This is a genomic window from Nocardia salmonicida NBRC 13393, assembly GCF_001613085.1.
GTDB lineage: Bacteria > Actinomycetota > Actinomycetes > Mycobacteriales > Mycobacteriaceae > Nocardia > Nocardia salmonicida.
Genome location: NZ_BDBR01000004.1, coordinates 99,785 through 119,128 on the forward strand (window position 1 = coordinate 99,785; position 19,344 = coordinate 119,128).

The 19,344-nt window shown below is 68.0% G+C and carries 21 protein-coding genes; 8 read left to right on the top strand and 13 right to left on the bottom strand.

Annotated features, from left to right (window positions below):
• Positions 1-22: 22 nt before the first annotated feature.
• Positions 23-589 (top strand): type 1 glutamine amidotransferase domain-containing protein, encoded by a 567-nt coding sequence (locus tag NS1_RS04510; RefSeq protein WP_062981894.1) that lies wholly within the window; start codon positions 23-25, stop codon positions 587-589.
• Between the two features lie 134 nt (positions 590-723).
• Positions 724-2,280, top strand: coding sequence for an FAD-binding oxidoreductase (locus NS1_RS04515; RefSeq protein WP_084503485.1), 1,557 nt, complete (start codon positions 724-726; stop codon positions 2,278-2,280).
• 6 nt (positions 2,281-2,286) lie between these two features.
• Here NS1_RS04515 and NS1_RS04520 read toward each other — a convergent pair whose 3' ends face one another.
• The 3 genes from NS1_RS04520 to NS1_RS04530 form a co-directional block, all read right to left on the bottom strand.
• Entirely contained in the window at positions 2,287-3,102 is an 816-nt protein-coding gene (locus NS1_RS04520; RefSeq protein ID WP_062981896.1) for a cyclase family protein, read from the bottom strand.
• 105 nt (positions 3,103-3,207) lie between these two features.
• Complete coding sequence (locus NS1_RS04525) at positions 3,208-4,497, bottom strand: MFS transporter (RefSeq protein WP_062982313.1); 1,290 nt, start codon at positions 4,495-4,497, stop codon at positions 3,208-3,210.
• A 60-nt stretch (positions 4,498-4,557) separates the two neighbouring features.
• A complete protein-coding gene (locus tag NS1_RS04530; RefSeq protein ID WP_062981898.1) occupies positions 4,558-5,070 on the bottom strand; it encodes an Lrp/AsnC family transcriptional regulator in 513 nt (170 codons plus the stop codon).
• A gap of 120 nt (positions 5,071-5,190) precedes the next feature.
• Here NS1_RS04530 and ald point away from each other — a divergent pair, with 120 nt between their 5' ends.
• Positions 5,191-6,291, top strand: coding sequence for an alanine dehydrogenase (ald, locus tag NS1_RS04535; protein ID WP_062981900.1), 1,101 nt, complete (start codon positions 5,191-5,193; stop codon positions 6,289-6,291).
• 20 nt (positions 6,292-6,311) lie between these two features.
• On the opposite strand, the gene NS1_RS04540 is transcribed toward ald, so the two are convergent.
• From NS1_RS04540 to NS1_RS04570, 7 genes are read right to left on the bottom strand one after another with little or no spacing between them, the layout of a single operon-like run.
• On the bottom strand, positions 6,312-7,412 hold the full coding sequence (locus tag NS1_RS04540; RefSeq protein ID WP_062981902.1) for an acyl-CoA dehydrogenase family protein: 1,101 nt from the start codon (positions 7,410-7,412) through the stop codon (positions 6,312-6,314).
• Positions 7,409-8,587 (bottom strand): acyl-CoA dehydrogenase family protein, encoded by a 1,179-nt coding sequence (locus NS1_RS04545; RefSeq protein ID WP_056820668.1) that lies wholly within the window; start codon positions 8,585-8,587, stop codon positions 7,409-7,411. Before NS1_RS04545 ends, NS1_RS04540 begins: the two co-directional genes overlap by 4 nt.
• Positions 8,584-9,663 carry a phosphotransferase family protein gene (locus NS1_RS04550; RefSeq protein ID WP_062981903.1) on the bottom strand — a complete coding sequence of 360 codons (1,080 nt, stop codon included), beginning with the start codon at positions 9,661-9,663 and terminating at the stop codon, positions 8,584-8,586. The genes NS1_RS04545 and NS1_RS04550 overlap by 4 nt, the downstream gene beginning before the upstream one ends.
• Positions 9,663-10,115, bottom strand: coding sequence for a MaoC family dehydratase (locus NS1_RS04555; protein ID WP_062981905.1), 453 nt, complete (start codon positions 10,113-10,115; stop codon positions 9,663-9,665). The genes NS1_RS04550 and NS1_RS04555 overlap by 1 nt, the downstream gene beginning before the upstream one ends.
• The gene (gene fabG / locus NS1_RS04560) at positions 10,112-10,867 is read right to left on the bottom strand and encodes a 3-oxoacyl-ACP reductase FabG (RefSeq protein ID WP_062981907.1); all 756 of its coding nucleotides are present in this window, start codon (positions 10,865-10,867) and stop codon (positions 10,112-10,114) included. The genes NS1_RS04555 and fabG overlap by 4 nt, the downstream gene beginning before the upstream one ends.
• A 51-nt stretch (positions 10,868-10,918) precedes the next feature.
• Positions 10,919-11,674: an SDR family oxidoreductase gene (locus tag NS1_RS04565; RefSeq protein ID WP_062981916.1), complete on the bottom strand. Its 756-nt coding sequence runs from the start codon at positions 11,672-11,674 to the stop codon at positions 10,919-10,921.
• Positions 11,671-12,888 carry an acetyl-CoA C-acetyltransferase gene (locus NS1_RS04570; RefSeq protein ID WP_062981918.1) on the bottom strand — a complete coding sequence of 406 codons (1,218 nt, stop codon included), beginning with the start codon at positions 12,886-12,888 and terminating at the stop codon, positions 11,671-11,673. The genes NS1_RS04565 and NS1_RS04570 overlap by 4 nt, the downstream gene beginning before the upstream one ends.
• Positions 12,889-13,032: 144 nt before the next feature.
• On the opposite strand from NS1_RS04570, the gene NS1_RS04575 reads away from it, so the two are divergent.
• Positions 13,033-13,626: a TetR-type transcription factor C-terminal domain-containing protein gene (locus NS1_RS04575; RefSeq protein WP_062981920.1), complete on the top strand. Its 594-nt coding sequence runs from the start codon at positions 13,033-13,035 to the stop codon at positions 13,624-13,626.
• Between the two features lie 29 nt (positions 13,627-13,655).
• Here NS1_RS04575 and NS1_RS04580 read toward each other — a convergent pair whose 3' ends face one another.
• Positions 13,656-14,378, bottom strand: a complete 723-nt coding sequence (locus NS1_RS04580; RefSeq protein ID WP_062981922.1) for an HD domain-containing protein — start codon at positions 14,376-14,378, stop codon at positions 13,656-13,658.
• Positions 14,362-14,979 (bottom strand): TetR/AcrR family transcriptional regulator, encoded by a 618-nt coding sequence (locus tag NS1_RS04585; RefSeq protein WP_062981924.1) that lies wholly within the window; start codon positions 14,977-14,979, stop codon positions 14,362-14,364. Before NS1_RS04585 ends, NS1_RS04580 begins: the two co-directional genes overlap by 17 nt.
• Positions 14,980-15,034: 55 nt before the next feature.
• On the opposite strand from NS1_RS04585, the gene NS1_RS04590 reads away from it, so the two are divergent.
• Positions 15,035-15,466 (top strand): PaaI family thioesterase, encoded by a 432-nt coding sequence (locus NS1_RS04590; RefSeq protein ID WP_062981926.1) that lies wholly within the window; start codon positions 15,035-15,037, stop codon positions 15,464-15,466.
• Between the two features lie 32 nt (positions 15,467-15,498).
• Positions 15,499-16,593: a PQQ-dependent sugar dehydrogenase gene (locus tag NS1_RS04595; protein WP_062981929.1), complete on the top strand. Its 1,095-nt coding sequence runs from the start codon at positions 15,499-15,501 to the stop codon at positions 16,591-16,593.
• Here the strand turns inward: NS1_RS04595 and NS1_RS04600 are convergent.
• Positions 16,562-17,692 (bottom strand): metallophosphoesterase, encoded by a 1,131-nt coding sequence (locus NS1_RS04600; RefSeq protein WP_307618687.1) that lies wholly within the window; start codon positions 17,690-17,692, stop codon positions 16,562-16,564. The two genes, NS1_RS04595 and NS1_RS04600, sit on opposite strands and share 32 nt — an antisense overlap.
• 202 nt (positions 17,693-17,894) lie before the next feature.
• Here NS1_RS04600 and NS1_RS04605 point away from each other — a divergent pair, with 202 nt between their 5' ends.
• Entirely contained in the window at positions 17,895-18,599 is a 705-nt protein-coding gene (locus NS1_RS04605; RefSeq protein WP_062981931.1) for a hypothetical protein, read from the top strand.
• Positions 18,600-18,626: 27 nt separating this feature from the next.
• Positions 18,627-19,322, top strand: coding sequence for an LmeA family phospholipid-binding protein (locus tag NS1_RS04610; RefSeq protein ID WP_062981933.1), 696 nt, complete (start codon positions 18,627-18,629; stop codon positions 19,320-19,322).
• Positions 19,323-19,344 lie beyond the last annotated feature (22 nt).

The following is a 19,344-nucleotide window of genomic DNA, read 5'->3' on the forward strand; positions in this document are numbered from 1 at the left end:
CAGAGCCAGGAAGGAGCCGAAGATGACTGACCGGATGCTGACAGGAAAGCGCGTCGCGATCCTCGCCACCGATGGGGTGGAGCAGGTCGAACTCGTCCGACCCCGTGCGGCGGTGGAAGACGCGGGCGCCGTCACGACGCTGGTGTCCCTCGCTTCCGGCACCATCCAGGCGATGAACCACGACGTCGAGAAGGGTGACACCTTCACCGTCGACGAGCTGATCGCCGACGTGAGCCCGGCCGACTTCGACGCGCTACTGCTCCCGGGCGGCACTACCAACCCCGACAAACTCCGCCAAGATCCCGCCGCGGTCCGCTTCGTCAAGGAATTCGTCGGCACCGGCAAACCGGTCGGCGTGATCTGCCACGGACCGTGGACGCTGGTCGAGGCCGACGCCGTGCGCGGCCGCACGCTCACCTCCTATCCCAGCGTGCGCACCGATATCCGCAATGCCGGTGGCACCGTTGTCGACGAGGAGGTCGTCGTCGACCGGGGCTTGGTCTCGAGTCGCAACCCCGACGATCTGCCCGCGTTCTGCGCCAAGGTCGTCGAAGAGTTCGCCGAGGGACGCCACCCGGCCGCCACCTAGTCCTCGGCTGAGACTGCCTCGATATCGAACTCACAACCACTGCGACCTCTGGGTATTTCCGCCATCCGCGCCTCGGCGATTCCGCTACTGTCCGAGCAGATTCATCTCGAACAGCGTGGCGCGAAAGGAATCCGGTGGCGCTCTCACGTCGGAAGTTGATCACCGCGACCGCGGCGGGCGGCGCGATGGCCGCGCTCGGAATGCCCGCGGGGCGCGCCGAGGAGCGGGTGCTCGGTGCGGGCGATGTCGAGTCGCTGGCCTCGCGCGGGTACAACCGGCGGTTCCTGGCGCGACCGGCGAAGATCTATGTGCCGACCAGCGCCGAAGAGGTTCGCCGCGCGGTCGCCGAGGCGGTGGGCGGAGACGGTGGGATCACGGTCCGCTCGGGCGGGCACTGCTTCGACGATTTCGTCGACAACGCGCGGACCCGTTCGATCATCGACCTCGGCCGACTCGGCGCGGTGTACTGGGACGAGCACCACCGCGCGTTCTCGGTCGACGCGGGCGCCGATATCGGCACCGTCTACAACGCGCTGCACCGCTGGGGCGTGACGGTGCCGGGTGGGATCTGCCTCGGCGTCGGGATGGGTGGTCATGTCTGCGGGGGCGGCTACGGTCCGTTGTCCCGGCGATTCGGGCTCGTGGCCGATCACCTGGCCGGGGTCGAAGTGGTCACTGTCGATGCCGACGGAACCACGAAAGTGGTCGTGGCGACCGAAGACGGCCCCGACCGCGACCTGTGGTGGGCGCACACCGGTGGCGGCGGCGGCAATTTCGGTGTGGTGACCCGGTATCTGCTGCGATCTCCCGATTCCGACGGCGCGGACCCCAGGCGCGCGCTGCCGAAACCGCCGAGCAGCATGCTGAACGCGCGACTGATTCTGCCCATAACCACCGAGGATTCGTTCGTCCGGTTGCTCGGTAACTACCTCGGGTTCTTCGAACGCCACAGTGCACCGGGTAATGAATTCGCCGGTCTCTACGCGCCGCTGATGATCAGGACGACCGGCACCGGCGCGGCCGAGATGCTGATCCTCTTCGATGCCGAAACACCCGACGCACGACAACGTTTCGACGAATTCGTCGCCACGGTGAGCGACGGGGTGTTCCCGCCGCCCATCCTGACCCCGGTCACACAACTGTCCTACCCGGACACCGTGAACCAGGTGTATTACGCGAAGGGCGTGAACACCACACGGGTCAAAGTGAAAGCCGCCTATCTGCGTAAGGCGTACTCCCCCGAACAACTCCGAATCTTCTACCGCTACATCACCGATCCCGGCTTCCTCGGCGAATCCCAGCTCGAATTCCTGCCGTTCGGCGGCGCGATCAACGCCGTGGCCGCCGACGCGACGGCGATGCCCGCACGGGATTCGTTCATGAAGATGCTGATCCACGCGTCGTGGCGACTGCCCTTCGACGACGAACGGTATCTGCGCTGGGCGCGCGAGATGTATCGCGAGGTGCATGCCGGCACCGGCGGTGTTCCGGTGCCGAACGCGGCCTACGGCGGCAGTTACATCAACTACCCGGACCCGGATCTGGCCGATGCCGCGTGGAACACCTCCGGCCTGCCGTGGCACGCCTTCTACTACGGTGACAACTATCGGCGGCTACTGCGAGTCAAAGCGGCGGTGGATCCGAGAAATGTTTTCCAGCACCGGCTTTCGATCGGCCGGCCGGACTGGTGACGACAGTCAGGTGAGCGCGAGCACCCGACACGGTCCGCCGGTGCCGCCCGCGTGTTTCGGTGCGCCGATGACGACCGTCGCGCCCTTCGGCGGAACCGCGGCGAGGTTGGCGAGCATCTCCACGCCGTAGCGACCGGCACTGAGAAAGGCCGTGTGCGCACCGTATTCGGGATCGGCACCGCAATCCAGGCTGAGCGTATCGACACCGGCGCCGACGATTCCGCAGCGCGCGACAAGGTATTCCGCGGCGTCGGCGGAGAACCCCGGGGCGTGGGGCGTTCCGCGTTCGTCGAGATTGAGAAAGGTCGACGGTCGGTCGATGCGGCGTTCCCACCCGGAGTACATCGCGACGAATGCCCGCTCCGGGAGGTCGCCGTGCTGTGATCGCCAGTTGTCGATATCGGCGACGGTCACCACCGCGTCGGCGTCGACGGCGGCCTTGGCGCTGATATCGATGACGACGAGCGGCGCGACGAGATCGTCGACGGCGAGGGCATCGGTCGTGGCGGCGCCGGGGATCCGATGCGCGGGCGCGTCGAGATGGGTTCCGGTGTGCTCCCAGTACCCGAGTGCGAACTGCCCGAACCCACCCGACGCGTGCGTGGCCACCGGGACCATGACCAGCGGCGGATTACCCGGCCACACCGGCAGGTGCGGCGTCAGTGTGTGGGTGAGATCGACAACGCCGCGGTGCGGCGCGGCGACGGCGGGCGCGGGGGCCACCGCGGCCAGAGCGGTGAGCCCCGCGAAGCCGAGCAGCGCCCGCCGACTCGGCTGCGGCGCGCTCTCGTGGGCGAGACGAACGATTTCGGGCGAACACATCGGACTCAAGATAGCCAAGCGAACCGGGTCCGGCGCCTGATCGGGGCCGATGCCGCGCTCCGGCTCGGTCGGCCGACCGGGCGGACCGCCGACGACGACACGCGACTACCTGTCGACGCGGCGATCGCCGCCATCGGCGGCGTCACGCAGCCGATTGTCCGTCGGGGCAAGGGCTCGGTGCAGGTTCGAGGGGCCGAGACCCCGGGACAGGCCGAGAACCATTGCGGCGCACCCGAGTCCGGACAGGACGAGCCCGGTGGCGAAGAGCGTGGGATAACCGGCCAGTTCGCCGACGATGCCCGCGGCCATCCCGGCCACGCCCTGGACGACGACGATCGCGCACGCGAGCAGGGTGTAGTCGCTGCCCGCGTATTCGGGTTGGGACGCGTCCATCATCAGCGCGAAGACCGCGACCGTGGCCGCGCCACCGAAGACATGCTCGGCCAGGCTCGCGGTGACGAGAAGTTCGAAACCACCCAGGCCGAGGGCGGCGAACAGGTACAGCGCGATGCTGGCGGTCTGGGTGACACCGCCGATCAGCAGGGCCTTGCCGCGACCGAAACGGTAGGCGAGCCAACCGCCGAGGGCCGCGCCCGCCAGCGCGCCCGCCGAGGAGAGCACGCCTTTGATCAGGGCGATCTCGCTGAGGTCGAGTCCGGCGTCGGACAGGAAGGGGCCGGTGAGCGCCGCGGCCATCGAGTCACCGAATTTGAACGCGCCGATCAACGCGATGAAGGCGAGAACGCCGGGTCGACGCAGTCTGGTCCACCAGGCGAAGAGCAACTGTGCGGGCTTCGGGCTCGGCAGCCGGTCCGCGACCGGCTCGCGCATCAGCCACACCGGAACCGTGGTGAGCACGATCAAGGCCGCCATCGCGAGAAAGAGCGCCCGCCACCCGGCCAGCGCGTACAACCACAACAGGGCCCCGCCGCCGACGATCATGCCGACCCGGTAGGCCCCGACCTGGATGCCGTTGCCCAGCCCGCGCTGACGCGGACCCAGCAACCGCACGGCCGAACCGTCGGTGGCCACGTCCTGGGTCGCCGAGAGCAGATTCACCACCACGATGCCGACGAACAACCAGCGCAGCGAGGACGACAGATCCAGGCAGGCCAACACCATCGCGACCGCGGCCGACAGCAGTTGCAACACCAGCAGCCAGGTGCGCCGGGTGCCGTACCGATCGACATAGGGCGCCCACAGGAACTTCAGCGCCCAGGGCAGGTACAGCACACCCGAGGCGCTGATCACCACCAGCGAATAGCCCGATTCGCGCAGTACCACCGGCAGCGCCTGGGTGAAGAAGCCGAACGGCAACCCTTGCGCGAAGTACAGCGACGACAACAGAACCAGCGTGCCTGCCGTGATCACACCCGGTCGGGTGGTGGTGCTCATGGGCACATCGTCGCAGAGAGTCCGCCCGAGCACAGCGCACGGACTCGGCGTGATCCGATATCAGAGCGTGGGCTGCGGACTGCGGACGTGCTCGAAGACCAAGCTGGTCTCGGTCGAGGCGAATTCGCGGGTCGCGCTGAGCTCCTGAGTCACGAACTCGCGCAGCGCGTCCGGCGAGGCCGCCGAGACCTGGATCAAGAAGTCGACCGTTCCGGCGAGAAAGTACACGTTCACCACACCCGGCAGTGCGGCGAGCTTGGCGCTGAGCTCACCGATGCGGGCCCGCGCCGCCGGTTGGACCTGCACCGAGATCATCGCCTGGATCGGCAGCCCCAGCGCCTCCGGGGCGATGTCGGTGTAGAAACCACGGATCGCACCGAGTTCGCGGAGCCTGCGTAGCCGCAGCGAGCAAGTCGAGGCGGCGATGCCCACCCGCGCCGCCAGGACATTGTTGGGTACGCGCGCATCCTCGGCGAGTTCGGCGAGGAGCCTGCGGTCGATGTCGTCCAGGTTCGTCGGGGACCCACGAAACGGTTGCACGGGTTGCGGTCGGTGTTGCTCTCGCGACGCCATCACCGCAGGATACTCAGCTTCGACACCGAATTCCGTCGATCATGCAGGTGTCATCGCTGATTGCCGCACTAATTCTCGATGCTTGGAGCAGAACCCGATCATCCTGAAGGAGCAGCTCCCATGCGCATCGGTGTCCCCCAAGAAGTCAAGAACAACGAATTCCGCGTAGCGATCACACCGATCGGTGTGCACGAACTCGTGTCGAACGGTCATCACGTGGTCATCGAAGCGGGTGCCGGGCTGGGATCGTCGATTCCCGATTCGGAATACCTCGCGGCAGGAGCGCAGATCCTCGCCGAAGCCGACAACGTCTGGGCCGAGGCGGATCTGGTGTTGAAGGTGAAAGAACCTGTCGCGCAGGAGTATCACCGCTTGCGCGAAGGGCTGATCCTGTTCACCTACCTGCATTTGGCGGCAGACCGGCCGTTGACCGAACAGCTACTGGCGCAGCGGGTTACGGCCATCGCCTACGAGACCGTGCAGTTGCCGTCCGGCGCGCTGCCGTTGCTGTATCCGATGTCGGAGGTCGCGGGCTGTCTGGCGCCGCAGGTGGGCGCGCACGCGCTGATGAAGCCCTATGGTGGTCGCGGGGTGTTGCTCGGCGGCGTCGGCGGCGTCGACCAGGCCAAGGTGGTCATCATCGGGGCCGGGGTGGCGGGACAGAACGCGGCCAATATCGCCTTGGGCATGGGCGCGCACGTGACACTGCTCGACACCGACCTCGACAAACTGCGAATGTCGTTCTGGCGCTACAACAATCGCGTGCGCGACTTGGCCTCGTCGAAGCTGGCGATCGCCGAGCAGGTCCGCGCGGCGGACATGGTGATCGGCGCCGTCCTGATCCCCGGCGCCGCGGCACCCAAGTTGGTGAGCAACGACCTGGTAGCGCAGATGAAACCGGGATCGGTGCTGGTCGATATCGCGGTCGACCAGGGCGGCTGCTTCGAAGACACCCACCCGACCACCCACGCGGATCTGACCTATCCGGTCCACGCCTCGACGTTCTATTGCGTGGCGAACATGCCGGGCTCCGTGCCGCATACCTCGACCTACGCACTGACCAACGCGACCCTGCCCTATGTGGTGGCCCTGGCCGACAAGGGCTGGGAACGCGCCTGCGCGCAGGATTCGAGCCTGGCACTGGGCCTGAACACCCACGCGGGCCACGTCACCAACGCACCGGTCGCTGCCGCCCATGACCTCGTGACACAGGTCCGGTGAGGGGCACAGGCGGCAGCGAATCAGTCCTGTCGCGGGCCGGGTATGTCGACCAGCTCGGCCAGACGCGACCGATGAATACCGCCCGTGCCGAAGGCGATCTGGTCGGCCTTGGCCCGCTTGAGATACAGGTGCGCGGGATGTTCCCAGGTCATACCCATACCGCCGTGTAGCTGCACGGCTTCCTCGCCCGCGAATACCGCGAGATCGCTGCAGAACGCCTGAGCCACACCGGCCGCCACGGCGGCGTCGGCGTCGTGCGCGGCGAGGGTGGCCGCGGCGTATCGAGCGGCCGCGTTGGCGGACTCGACCGCGGTGTAGAGATCGGCCAGCCGGTGCTTGATCGCCTGGAAGCCGCCGACCACCCGACCGAACTGGCGTCGCTCCTTCAAGTAGGCCACGGTCTCTTCGAGGCACCACCGGGCAATGCCGTATTGCTCCGACGCCAGCAGGGCGGTGCCCGCCTCGAGCGCGCGACGCACCGCGACCTCTCCGTCGGCGACGACCTGCTCACCCGCGACGGCGTCGAAGGTGATGTCGGCCAGCTGCCGAGTCATGTCGAGCGAGATCACCGGGCTGATGTCGGCACGGTCGGCCGAAACGGCGTACACCGCAATGCCTTCGGGCCCGCTGACCGGAACCAACAGGACGTCGGCCTCGAGCGCACCGGCCACGCTGGTGACGGTGCCGGTCAGGCCGTCCGACCCCAGGGACACGGTGGGAAACGTCCCGTCGGCCGACGTGGACAACGGTGTCACGAGCGCCGCGGTCAGCTCCCCCGCCGCCAACTGACCGAGCAGCGGACCGTCGGTGTCGAGCAGCAGGGTGGTCGCCACTACCGCACTCGTCAGGAACGGCACCGGCGCGACGAAACGGCCGAGTTCCTCGAGCACGACCGCGGCCTCCCGTGCCGAGGCTCCCGCACCCCCGCGGTCCTCGGGGACCAGCAGCCCGGCCAGACCGAGGTCGACGGCGATGCTCTTCCACAGGCTTGCGACCAGCGACCGGTCACCGTCGTAGAGCGCCGTCACCGCACCCGGATCACACTGTGCGGCGAGCACAGCGCGCACGACATTGCGCAGGTCGTCCTCGACCTCGGTGTAGAGCAGATCCAGCTCGGTCATCGGGCAACCTCGTTCCATGGTCGGTCCTTGTCGGTTCGCGACTCGGGTGGCAGGCCGAGAATCCGCTCGGACACGATGTTGCGCAGAATCTCGGAGGTGCCGCCTTCGATCGAGTTGCCCTTGGCCCGCAGGTAGCGGTAGCCCGCGTCCCGGGCGTTGAAATCGACCCGGTCGGGCCGGACCATGGTCCAGTCCGAGTAGCGCAGGCCCTCTTCGCCGAGGATCTCCAGTTCCAGGCCGGACAGCTGCTGGGCGACCCGGGCGAAGGTCAGCTTCATCGCCGCTCCTTCCGGACCCGGCCTGCCCTGAGCCAGCTTCTGCCGCAGCCGCATGCCGGTGATCCGGCCTACCTCGGCATCGACCCACAGCCGCAACAGCCGGTCGTGCAACTCGGATGTGCGCCGGTCGGGATGCGCGCGCCAGGTGTCGGTGACCACGCCGACGATTCCGGACTCGCGGTCACTTGCCCTGCCGCCGATCGCGACCCGCTCGGTATTGAGCGTCGCGTTGGCCACCCGCCACCCGTCACCTTCGCCACCGAGGCGCTGGGCATCGGGAATGCGGACACCGGTGAGGAAGACCTCGTTGAACTCGGCCTCGCCGGTGATCTGACGCAGCGGCCGGACCTCCACGCCGGGATCGGTCATGTCGCACAGGAAGTACGTCATGCCGCGGTGCTTGGGCAGCCCGGTGTCGGTGCGGGCCAGCAGGATCGCGAACTGGGCGAGGTGCGCCCCCGAGGTCCACACCTTCTGCCCGTCCACGACCCAGTCCTCGCCGTCGCGGACCGCACGGGTGCTGACGTTGGCCAGGTCGGAGCCCGCGCCCGGCTCGCTGAAGAGCTGGCACCAGATTTCCTCGCCGGTCCACAGCGGCCGCAGGAAGCGCCGCTTCTGCTCGTCGGTCCCGTAGGCCAGGATCGTCGGCGCCGCCATGCCGAGCCCGATGCCGTTGCCCTCGGGGTTGTTGTCGGGTGCGCCCGCCTCCGCGAAGGCACGGTCCACCTCGAGTTGCCGGGCAGGCGCTAGACCCAGCCCACCGTGGCCGTGCGGGAAGTACACCCAGGCCAGTCCCGCGTCGTAACGGGCGCGCAGGAACTCCAGGCGCTCGGTCGTGGCCGGATCATGGGCGGCGAGGAACTCCTCGATCGCCCGGGCCAGTTCGTCGACTGTCATCGTGCCTCCTGACTGTGCGGCTCGGCGCCGGCTGGAGCGTTCTCGTCGGTCTCGAAACGTAGTGCGGCGAGGCCGGTTTCGAGCAGCGGTTCGACCGAGGCGCCGATGGTCTCGAAGCCCTCGCCCACGGTCTGGCCGTGCAGGTAGCGGTAGTGCACGCCCTCGAGGATCGCGGCGAGCTTGAAGGCCGCCAGGCCCAGGTAGAAACCGAAGCGCGACATGTCGCGGTCGCTGCGCGCGGTGTAGCGCGCGATGATCTCGGCTTCGGACAGGAACCCGGGCGCGGCAGAGGCGTCGGCCACATTCGTGTTGCTCGAGGTCGCGGCGGCGAGGCGACCGTAGACGACCATCAACGCCAGATCGGTGAGTGGGTCGCCGAGAGTGGCCATTTCCCAATCGATGACGGCAGCGATTCGGTCGTCGGCGTCGGTCAACACATTGTCGAGGCGGAAGTCGCCGTGCACGATCCCGACCGCCGACTCGGCGGGCACGTCGGCGGCAAGGCGCGCGTGGAGCTCGACGGCCGCGGGCAGGTCGCGGGTGTGCGAGGCGTCGAGCTGCTTGCGCCACCGGTTCACCTGGCGCGCGAGAAAACCCGTCGGGTGACCGAAGTCCGACAGCCCGACCGCGGCCGGATCGACAGCGTGCAACGCGGCGAGGGTGTCGATCAGACCGGTCGAGATCGCCCTGGTCCGTTCGGGTCCCAGCGCCACCAGCTCCGCGGCGTCGCGATACGGCGTGCCCTCGACGCGCTCCATCACATAGAACGGCGCGCCGACAACATCGGCGTCACCGCACAGCGCGTACATCTCGGGCACCGGGACGGCGGTCGGCCGCAGCGCCGCCATCACCCGGTATTCGCGCGCCATGTCGTGCGCGGTCGCCAGCACATGGCCCAGCGGCGGACGACGAACGATCCACCGCCGGGTGCCATCGGTGACCTCGTAGGTCAGGTTCGACCTCCCACCCGCGATCAGCCGACCACTGATCGGCGAGTCGGCACCGGGGATCTCGGTCCGCAACCACGCCGCGAAGCGACCGAGATCGAGCCCGGGGAGTTCGGTCCGGATCCCCATCACACCACCACGAGCGACACGGTCTCGACCACGCACACCGGCTTGTCGCCGCCCTCGCGCTCGACGGTGACCTGCGCGGTGACCAGGTGTCCGCCGCCACCGGGCTTCACCGAGAGCAACTCGACACCGGCGCGAACCTTCGAGTCGACCGGCACCGGCGCCGGGAACCGAAGCTTGTTGGCGCCGTAGTTGACACCCATGCGGACGCCCTCGATCCGATAGACCTGTCCGACCAGATCCGGGACCAGCGACAGCGTCAGATAGCCGTGCGCGATGGTGGTTCCGAACGGGCCGTCGGCCGCCTTCGCCGGATCGACATGGATCCATTGGTGATCGCCGGTCGCGTCCGCGAAGGTGTCGATCTGGGGCTGGGCCACGGTGTGCCACTCGGAGTAGCCGAGATGGGTGCCGACAGCGTCGGTGAGTTCGTCGATGCCGTGGAAGGTCCTCATGCCTTCGGCCCGCCCGCGACGTAGAGCACCTGGCCGGAGACGAAACCGGCGCCCTCGCTGACGAAGAACGACACCGCGTGCGCGATGTCGTCGGGCACGCCGGTGCGCGCCACGGGGATCTCGGCCGCGGCCCCGGCCTTGAAGTCCTCGAACGGAACACCGATGCGCGCCGCCGTAGCCGCGGTCATCTCGGTTTCGATGAAACCGGGTGCGATCGCGTTCGCGGTGACGCCGAACTTGCCGAGCTCGAAGGCGAGGGTCTTGGTGAATCCCTGCAGCCCGGCCTTGGCGGCGGCGTAGTTGGCCTGTCCTCGGTTGCCGAGCGCCGAGGTGCTCGACAGGTTGACGATGCGTCCGAAACCGGCCTTGGTCATGTGCTTCTGGACCGCCCGGGTCATCAGGAACGACCCGCGCAGGTGCACGTTCATGACGATGTCCCAGTCGTCGGCGGTCATCTTGAAGATCAGGTTGTCGCGCAGGACGCCTGCGTTGTTGACCAGGACGGTGGGCGCGCCGAGCTCGGCGGTGACCCGCTCGACAGCGGCGTCGACGGCGGCCTCGTCGGCGACGTCGGCGCCGATCGCGATCGCCCGGCCACCGGCGGCCTCGATCCGGTCGACCACGGGTTTGCCCGCGGCCTCGTCGAGATCGATGACGGCGACGGCGAATCCGTCCGCGGCCAGACGGCGGGCCACGGCCGCGCCGATTCCTCGGGCGGCACCGGTGACGATCGCGGTGTTGGTGGTGCTCATGGGAGTCACTCCTGTGGGTTCGATGTGTGTTCGGCTGGGCGAGGCGATAATTCAGACGCCGCCGGTCAAGGTCATGCCGCCGTCGACGACCAGCAGCTGGCCGGTGATCCAGCCGGCATCGGCGGAGAGCAGGAACGCCACCGCGCCCGCGATGTCCTCTGGCACTCCGAGCCGTTTGAGCGGGTAGGTCTCGGCGAGTTCCTGCTCTCGACCCTCGTAGAGCGCGGTGGCGAACTTCGTCTTCACCACGGCGGGCGCCACCGCGTTGACCCGGATGTTCGGGCCGAGCTCGACGGCCAGTTCCTGGGTGATGTAGGTCAGCATCGCCTTGCTGGCACCGTAGAAGCCGATGCCCGGCGCGGGCCGTACGCCGGCGACCGAGGAGACGTTGACGACCGCGCCGCCGTGCTCGCCCATCCACGCCTTGTGCGCCTGCTGAGCCCACGACAACGCCGCGAGGCAATTGACCTCGATGATCTTGCGGGCGGCCTGGAGATCCATCTCGATCATCGGCCCGTACACCGGATTGATTCCGGTGTTGTTCACCAGCAGGTCGACGCTGCCGAACGCCGCGATCGCCCGCCCGACCGCATCGGCCTGGTGCTCGACGTCGTCGGCGCGTCCGGCTACCCCGAGCGCGTGCTCGGCGCCGCCCAACTGCTCGACGGCGTCGTCGAGCGCGTCCTGTGTGCGTGCGGTGATCACGACCTTCGCCCCGTCGGCCACCAGTCGCTCGGCGATGCCGAAGCCGATGCCCCGGCTCGCCCCGGTCACGATCGCGGTCTTGCCCGCGAATCGGCCGGTCACGACAGACGCTCCAGCACCATCGCCATACCCTGGCCGCCGCCGACACACATGGTCTCGAGGCCGAACTGCTTGTCGTGGTAGCGAAGTGAGTTGATCAGGGTGCTGGTGATCCGCGCGCCGGTCATGCCGAACGGGTGTCCCACCGCGATCGCGCCGCCGTTGATATTGACCTTGTCCTCGGGGATGCCGAGCTCGCGGGCCGAGCCGATCACCTGCACCGCGAAGGCCTCGTTGATCTCCACCAGGTCGATGTCGTCGACAGTGAGACCGGCGCGCAGCAGCGCCTTCTTCGACGCTTCGATCGGGCCCAGGCCCATGACCTCGGGCGACAACGCCGAGACTCCGGTGCTGACGACCCGGGCCAACGGGGTGAGGCCGAGCTCCTTGGCTCGCGTGTCGGACATGATCACCAGGGCGGCCGCCCCGTCGTTGAGGGCACAGCAGTTGCCCGCGGTGACGGTGCCATCGGGACGGAACACCGGCTTCAGCGCCGAGACCGCTTCCAGGGTGACCCCCGCGCGCGGACCGTCGTCGGTGCTGACAACCGTGCCGTCGGGCAATGTCACCGGTGTGATGTCGGTGGCCCAGAAGCCGTTGGCGATCGCCTTCTCCGCCAGGTTCTGCGACCGCACGCCGAAGGCGTCCTGTTCCGCGCGGGTGATGCCGGTGAACTGGGCGACGTTCTCCGCCGTCTGCCCCATCGCGATGTACACATCGGGAGCCAGTCCGTCGACGCGCGGATCACCCCAGGTCGAGCCGCCCGCGGCACGCTTCTCGGTGCGAGCCACCGCGTCGGCGAAGTAGGGATTCTGTGTGTCGGGCAGGCCGTCGGCATTGCCCTTGAAGTAGCGGCTCACTGTCTCGACACCGGCCGAGATGAAGACATCACCTTCGCCGGCCTTGATCGCGTGCAGCGCCATCCGGGTGGTCTGCAAGCTCGACGAACAGTAGCGGTTGACCGTAGTACCCGGGACGCCGTCGAGCCCCGCCAGTACCGAGACCACCCGGGCCATGTTGAAGCCCGATTCCCCCGCGGGCTGCCCACAGCCGAGTACCAGGTCCTCGATCTCGGCGGGGTTCAGTGCGGGTACCTGCGCCAAGGCGGCCTGGACCATCTGAACGGTCAGATCATCGGGGCGCATGTCTTTGAGCGACCCCTTGCCTGCCCGGCCGATCGGGGAACGGGCGGCGGCGACGATCACGGCTTCCGGCATCGAATCTCCTCAATTAAGTAAGCGCTTGCTTAGTCAGCATGGTGCAACAGCCCGGCCACGGCCGTCAATACGCGCATCCTTGTAATCCACGTCACACCACCTGGTCCGAGGCAGGCGATTCCGGGGCGAGATAATGACCCGGCGATGACCGACATGACAGAAGCCCGCTCCGATGCGACCCGCGCGCGTCTACTCGACGCGGCCATCGCCGCGTTCGCCGAGAAGGGCTTCAACGGCACCACCACGCGCGACATCGCCGCGGCTGCGGGCCTGAGCCCCGCCGCGGTGTACGTGCATCACAAATCGAAGGAAGAGCTGCTCTATCTGATCTCGCGGACCGGGCACGAGGAAACACTCGACCTCGTGCTGAAGGGGGTCGAGTCGTCCGACGAGCCGGCCACCGCGCTGCGAAATGTGGTGCACGCCTTCGCTGTTCACCATGCCAGAGGACACACCGGCGCCAGGATCGTGAACTACGAGCTGTCCGCGCTCACCCCCGAGCACTACGCCGAGATCCTCGACATTCGCCACCGGATCGACCGGGAGATTCGTGGACTCGTCGAGCGCGGCGTCGCGGCGGGCGTCTTCGACACCGCCAGCCCCCGGATGGCGGCGGTCGCCCTGCTCTCGCTGGGCATCGACATCGCCCGCTGGTACCGCGACGAGGGTGAATGGAGCCCCGAAGACATCGCCGCCGCCTATGCCGACATGGCGCTACGCATCGTCGGGGCGCACTGACCCGGCGAACCCCGGTGAGCTGTCGCGAATCAGCGATCCAGCGGGTTCAGCGTGATGGCGACCCGCATTCCCGAGCGCCAGAGCGTCGCGGCCGTCGAGCGCGGCCGGATGCGGGCCTCGTCGCGCATGGTCGCGGTGAACTCGGCGGCGAATCCGGCCCTGTCGTGGCGGGCATCGATGGCGGCGAGTTGACGCGAATCCAGTTGGTAAGCACGTAGACCCGTGACGTCCAGATGGGCGGCGTCGTGCAGCAATGCCGCTTCCGCCCCACGATCACGCGGTGTCGCCGGGTCCATGTGGCGTGCGATGGCGGTATGGACGCACTCACCCAGCTCGGGCGTGGCGCCGCGGTCGAGGACGAACGTGCGAGCGCGCCGTGCGCCGAGCAACGCGAAACACCCCACCGTGGGGTCGGCCGGCTCCCCCACCGCGACATCGTGCAGCACGCAGGCGACGTAGAGCGCCTCCGGGTCGGGCCGTAGGTTGTCCACCTGCGCCAAGGCCATCCCGAATTCCCAGCATCGCAGGCTGTGGGCGAGCAGCGCGGGCGTGAGTACCTGGGTGGCCTCGTCCAGGGCGGACCGGCACAGTCGCGAATCCGGCGGTACCGGCGCCGCCCACCCCGAGCCGTCCCCCTCGCGACGCAGCCCTCGGACCAGATGAGGCAAGGATGTGGCCTGTATGCCCAATGCCGAACCCGCGGTGCGGATCTGCTGCATCAGACTCAATTCGCCGTCACGCATCGTGGTCATCTCCTACATGGGAAAGCAGATCGGCTCGGGCGATGGCGAGCATGGCCGCCAGGGTTGATTCGTCGACGATCCTGCGCTGGAACAGCGAGTACGCCCCGTTCACCGTGGCCCACGAAACCATCACCAGCGCATGGGGTTCGACATCACAGCCCGCCAGTCGCACTGCGGCGGCGAAGGATTCGATCAAGCCGCCGAGAACGGCGTCGATGCGCACCTTCGCCTCGGTCGCCAGTTCGGATTCGCTGACGTCGATGTCGGTCAGCGCGAGAATTCGCAACGCGAGCGGGTTGTCTCGATGGAAGGCGACGTAGCGGTCACACACGGCGGCGACCTCGGCGCGCGGGGTCGATTCAGCGCCGATCGGTGCGGACATCGCCGCCGCGTGCAGGGTCGCTGTCCGCCAGGCCAGCGCGGCGTACACGTCGGCCTTGCCCTCGCGAAAATTGGCGTAGATCGAGCTCACCGCCACGTCGGCCTCGGCGGCGAGCATGTCGATGGTGGTGCCGCGGTAGCCCTCTCGAAGGAACAAGACCTGCGCGGCATCGAGCACCGCGGTGTGGGTCCGACGTTTGCGTCGGTCGGCAGGGGGTTCCAACGTCATATCGAATACCGTAGTCTGATTCCGATATCATAGTCAACTTCCGATAGGACTCCTGATGGCCCTCTCCCCGCAGCTCCCCCGCACCGGCAGCGAAGCCATGGCCCTGTTCCTGCCCCAATCCCCCTTCGTCCGGCACATGGGCATCGAACTCGTCGACATCGAGGAGGGCTCGGCCCGCCTCCGGATGCCCTTCCGCGAAGAACTCGTCACGGTCGGCGACATGGTTCACGGCGGCGCCCTCGCGGGCTGCATCGATATCGGCATCATGGCCGCGGCCTGGGCCGGAGCTCGGCTCCCCGAGCAATTGCGCGGGGTGACCGTCTCGATGTCCATCGATTTCATCCAGCCGGCCAACGCCGAAAGCATCGACATCATCGGCACTCGCCTGCGCGCCGGGCGCCACCTCAGCACCTGCCGGGTCGACATCGTCGCCACCGACGGCGGTCGCCTCATCGCCGCGGGAGCGGGCACCTACAAAGTGGGCTGAAACCACCGGCCGGCGGGCCTAACCTCGACAGCATGGAGTTCCGCAAGACAGCGTTTCTCGTCGCGCCCGCCTTCGCTCTCACTCTGCTGTGCGCGTGCTCTCCGGGCGAGAGTTCCGATCGGTCGAGCACCCCGTCCCACTCCTCAGCGCACGATTCGCCCGTCACCGATGAGCTCGACGCGCCGTGGTCGATCGCCTTCCACGGCGCCACCGCACTGGTGAGCGAGCGAGACAGCGGTCGCATCCTCGAAATCGGTACCGACGGAACACAACACGAGGTGGGCACCGTCGACGATGTCGAACCCTCGGGCGAAGGCGGCCTCCTCGGCATCGCCGTACGCGGGGCGCAGTTGTTCGCCTACTACACCGCCGACGACGACAACCGCATCGAACGATTCGACCTCACCGGAGAACCGGGCAACCTCACGCTCGGCGGCGGCAGAACAATCCTCACCGGGCTGCCCGCCGCGGCCAACCACAACGGCGGCCGGATCGCCTTCGGTCCCGACGGGATGCTGTATGCCACCGTCGGCGACGCGGGCAACCGGCCCGCGGCCCAGGATCGCGCGGCCCTCGCCGGAAAGATCCTGCGCATGACACCGGACGGGCAGGCACCCGCCGACAACCCCGTTCCGGGCTCACTCGTCTACAGCTACGGCCACCGGAACCCGCAGGGCATCACCTGGACAGCGGACGGCAGGATGTTCGCCAGTGAGTTCGGCCAGAACACCTGGGACGAACTCAATCTCATCGAACCCGGCGGCAATTACGGCTGGCCGGAGGTCGAAGGCATCGCAGGCAAAGCCGGTCTCATCGATCCCCTGCAACAGTGGAAACCGTCCGAGGCCAGCCCGAGCGGGATGACGAATGTCGGTGGGTCCCTCTACGTCGCGAATCTGCGTGGCGAGCGACTGCGTCGAATCCCGCTCGACGATCTCACCCAGTCGACCGAGTCGCTGGTCGGCGAGTACGGGCGCCTCCGCGACATCGCCGTCGCCCCTGACGGATCGCTGTGGGTACTGACGAACAACACCGATGGTCGCGGCGAACCCGCCGCTGGTGACGACCGCATCGTCCGGCTCGAGCCGACCGCGTTCACCGCTCCGGATGCAACACCAACACGGTGATCTCACTGGGCGCGAACACCCGCATCGGCGGACCCCAATAGCCGGTGCCGCGGCTGGTGTAGAGCTGGGTGCCGTTCGCGTGTCTGCTCAGTCCCGCGATCACCGGCTGGTCGAGCCGGACCAGGTAGTGGAACGGCCAGATCTGACCGCCGTGCGTGTGCCCGGAGATCTGTAGTTCCACCCCGGCCGCGGAGCTGTCGGCGACCTGTTTGGGCTGGTGGGCCAGCAGGACGACCGGCAGTTCGGGGTCGGTGCCGGCGAGCGCGGCGGACAGGTCGGGACCGTGGCCGGGCACGTCGGCGGTGGGGTCGTCGATTCCGGCGACAACCAGCCGGTCACCGTCGCGCTCGACGGTGCGGTGCGCATTGTGCAGCGGCTGCCAGCCGATCGAGGCCATGTAGTCGATCCAGCTCTGGGCATCGTCGAGGTACTCGTGATTGCCGGTGATGTAGAACCGGCCGAGCGGCGCTTCGACGCGTGCGAGCGGGGCGACCTGATCGGCTCGCTTCGCCACCGAACCGTCGACGAGATCCCCGGCGAGACCCACGATGTCGGGCCGCTGCGCGTTGACCACGTCGACAACGTCTCGCGACCACTGCTCCCGGTCGATCGCGGCGAAGTGGGTGTCGGTGAGCACCACGACGCGCAGCCCGTCGAGACCCTCGGCGAGGCCCGGGATCGCGACGTCGACGGTACGAACCTGCGGCACCCGCCGCGCCTCGTACACCCCGTACCCGGTGAGCACCGCCGAGACCACCACCACAGTGAGCGCCACGCCCCGACTCGCGCGCATCCGATCGATCCCGGCGGCGCGCAGCACGCCCCGGACGATCGATCCGATCAGCGACCAGACGAACACCACCCACAAGACCCCGAGCAGAACGTCACCGACGATCGCCGCCGGATCGAACTGCGGCGGCCCGTGCCCGAGGAACAGCGCGACGAGCAAACACAGATACCCGACCACACAGGCCGCGGTGCCGACCCGAAACAGAGTCCCGCTTCGCCCCGTCGGCGCGGCAACCAGGGTCCACCACGGAACCGCGAACATCACCGCCGGAACCAGCAGGACCACTATCACCAGCACCACCGAGGTCACGAGATCCCGTCCTCAACAAGGCCGCCCCCGGTCGGGCCGCACCACAGCAGATCATCTCAGGTCACTTTCGGCCCGGACGCGACCCATCTCCCTCGCCGAAACAAGAGCACTGCTCTTGCTTTATCGACGCGACTGTGTGACCATCGATCTCGAGAAAGAGCACCGCTCTCGAATCTGGGCGGTGCGCCCCCAAAGGAGTGTCATGTCCGTTCCCTCGCTCGCATCGCGTCCCGACAACCGCGCCCGCCAGGGCGCCTTCGCCTTCGCACTCGCGGGCATCCTGTTCGTGATCTACGAGGCTGCCGCTCCCCGCGTTTCCGACCAGACCACGCTCGCCGGTGCCGAGTCGTGGACAAGCCTTGGCTGGTCCCTGGCACATATCGCCGCGATCGCCGGGCTCATCCTCATCCCGCTCGGATACAACGCATTGCGCGGTCGGCTCCGAGGCACTCCCCACGAGGGCACGGCCGCTGCAGCCGCGACGATCGGCTACATCGGATCGGCGCTGACGATCTCGTACTACGGCGCGGAGGTCTACGGCCTCAAAGCAATCGGACAGCGCGCCGTTGCCGACGGGGACGCCACGCTGACCGAGGTCGGCAACGCCTTCCGGTACGACCCGACCGCGATGAGCGTCTTCGCGATCGGCCTCATGCTGATCACGGTCGCGGCGGTACTGGCCGCGGTGGCGGTGTGGCGTTCGGGCACTCTGCACCGCTGGAGCGCCGTCCCGCTCGCGGTACTACTGGCGACGATGCTGCCGCAGTACTTCCTGCCCCACACCGGCCGAATCGCCTGGGGCGCAATGGTGGCGGTCGCGACCATCTGGCTCACCGCCGAGATGGTGCGGGACCACACCCCCACCGAGCGGGTCGAAACTACCCACCGGCCACGATCCGCAGCATGATGGTGGGATGGCCGAGATGATGAATGCATGCGCGCACTGCTGATACTGATCGTCGTGCTGATGATCGCACTGATCGTCGGCGATCGAGTCGGGGTCGTCATGGCGCAGAACGAGATCGGACGCCAGATCGCCGCCGAGTACGACCTCGCGCACCAGCCCGAGGTCGAAATCGGCGGCTTTCCGTTCCTGACCCAGGCCGTGAACGGCACCTATCACGACATCGATATCCGGATCGGCGACTGGAGTGGGTACGACATCTCCGTCCACAACCTCGATGTCGCACTGGCCGACGTCTCCGCACCGCTGACCGACGTGCTCAACAACCGCAGCTCGAACCTCGTCGCGGCCACGGCGACCGCGACTGCCGTGGTCCCCTACGATGTGGTGCTGGGTTTCGCGCCGTCGCAAGTGGATTCGATCTCCGACAGCCCGGACGGACTGCGCGTGACCGGGAGGTTCTCGGTGGCGGGCATCTCGGTGCCGGCAACGGTGTTCGTCACCGTCGCACCGACCGAAGCGGGCATCGAGGTCACCCCGGTCTCGGTCCAGTCCGCGGCAGGCGGACCGACGATCTCCCTTGCCCTGATTCGCCAGTCACTGACCTTCGTCGTGCCGCTCCAGGAATTACCACTCGGCGCGCGCCTGACCGCCATCCAACCCGGCGCGGACGGCCTGCACGTCACCGCCGTAGCTCACGACGTTCGGCTCGACAGCCTGCCGTGAGAATCTCGCAGCGCCTGCCCCG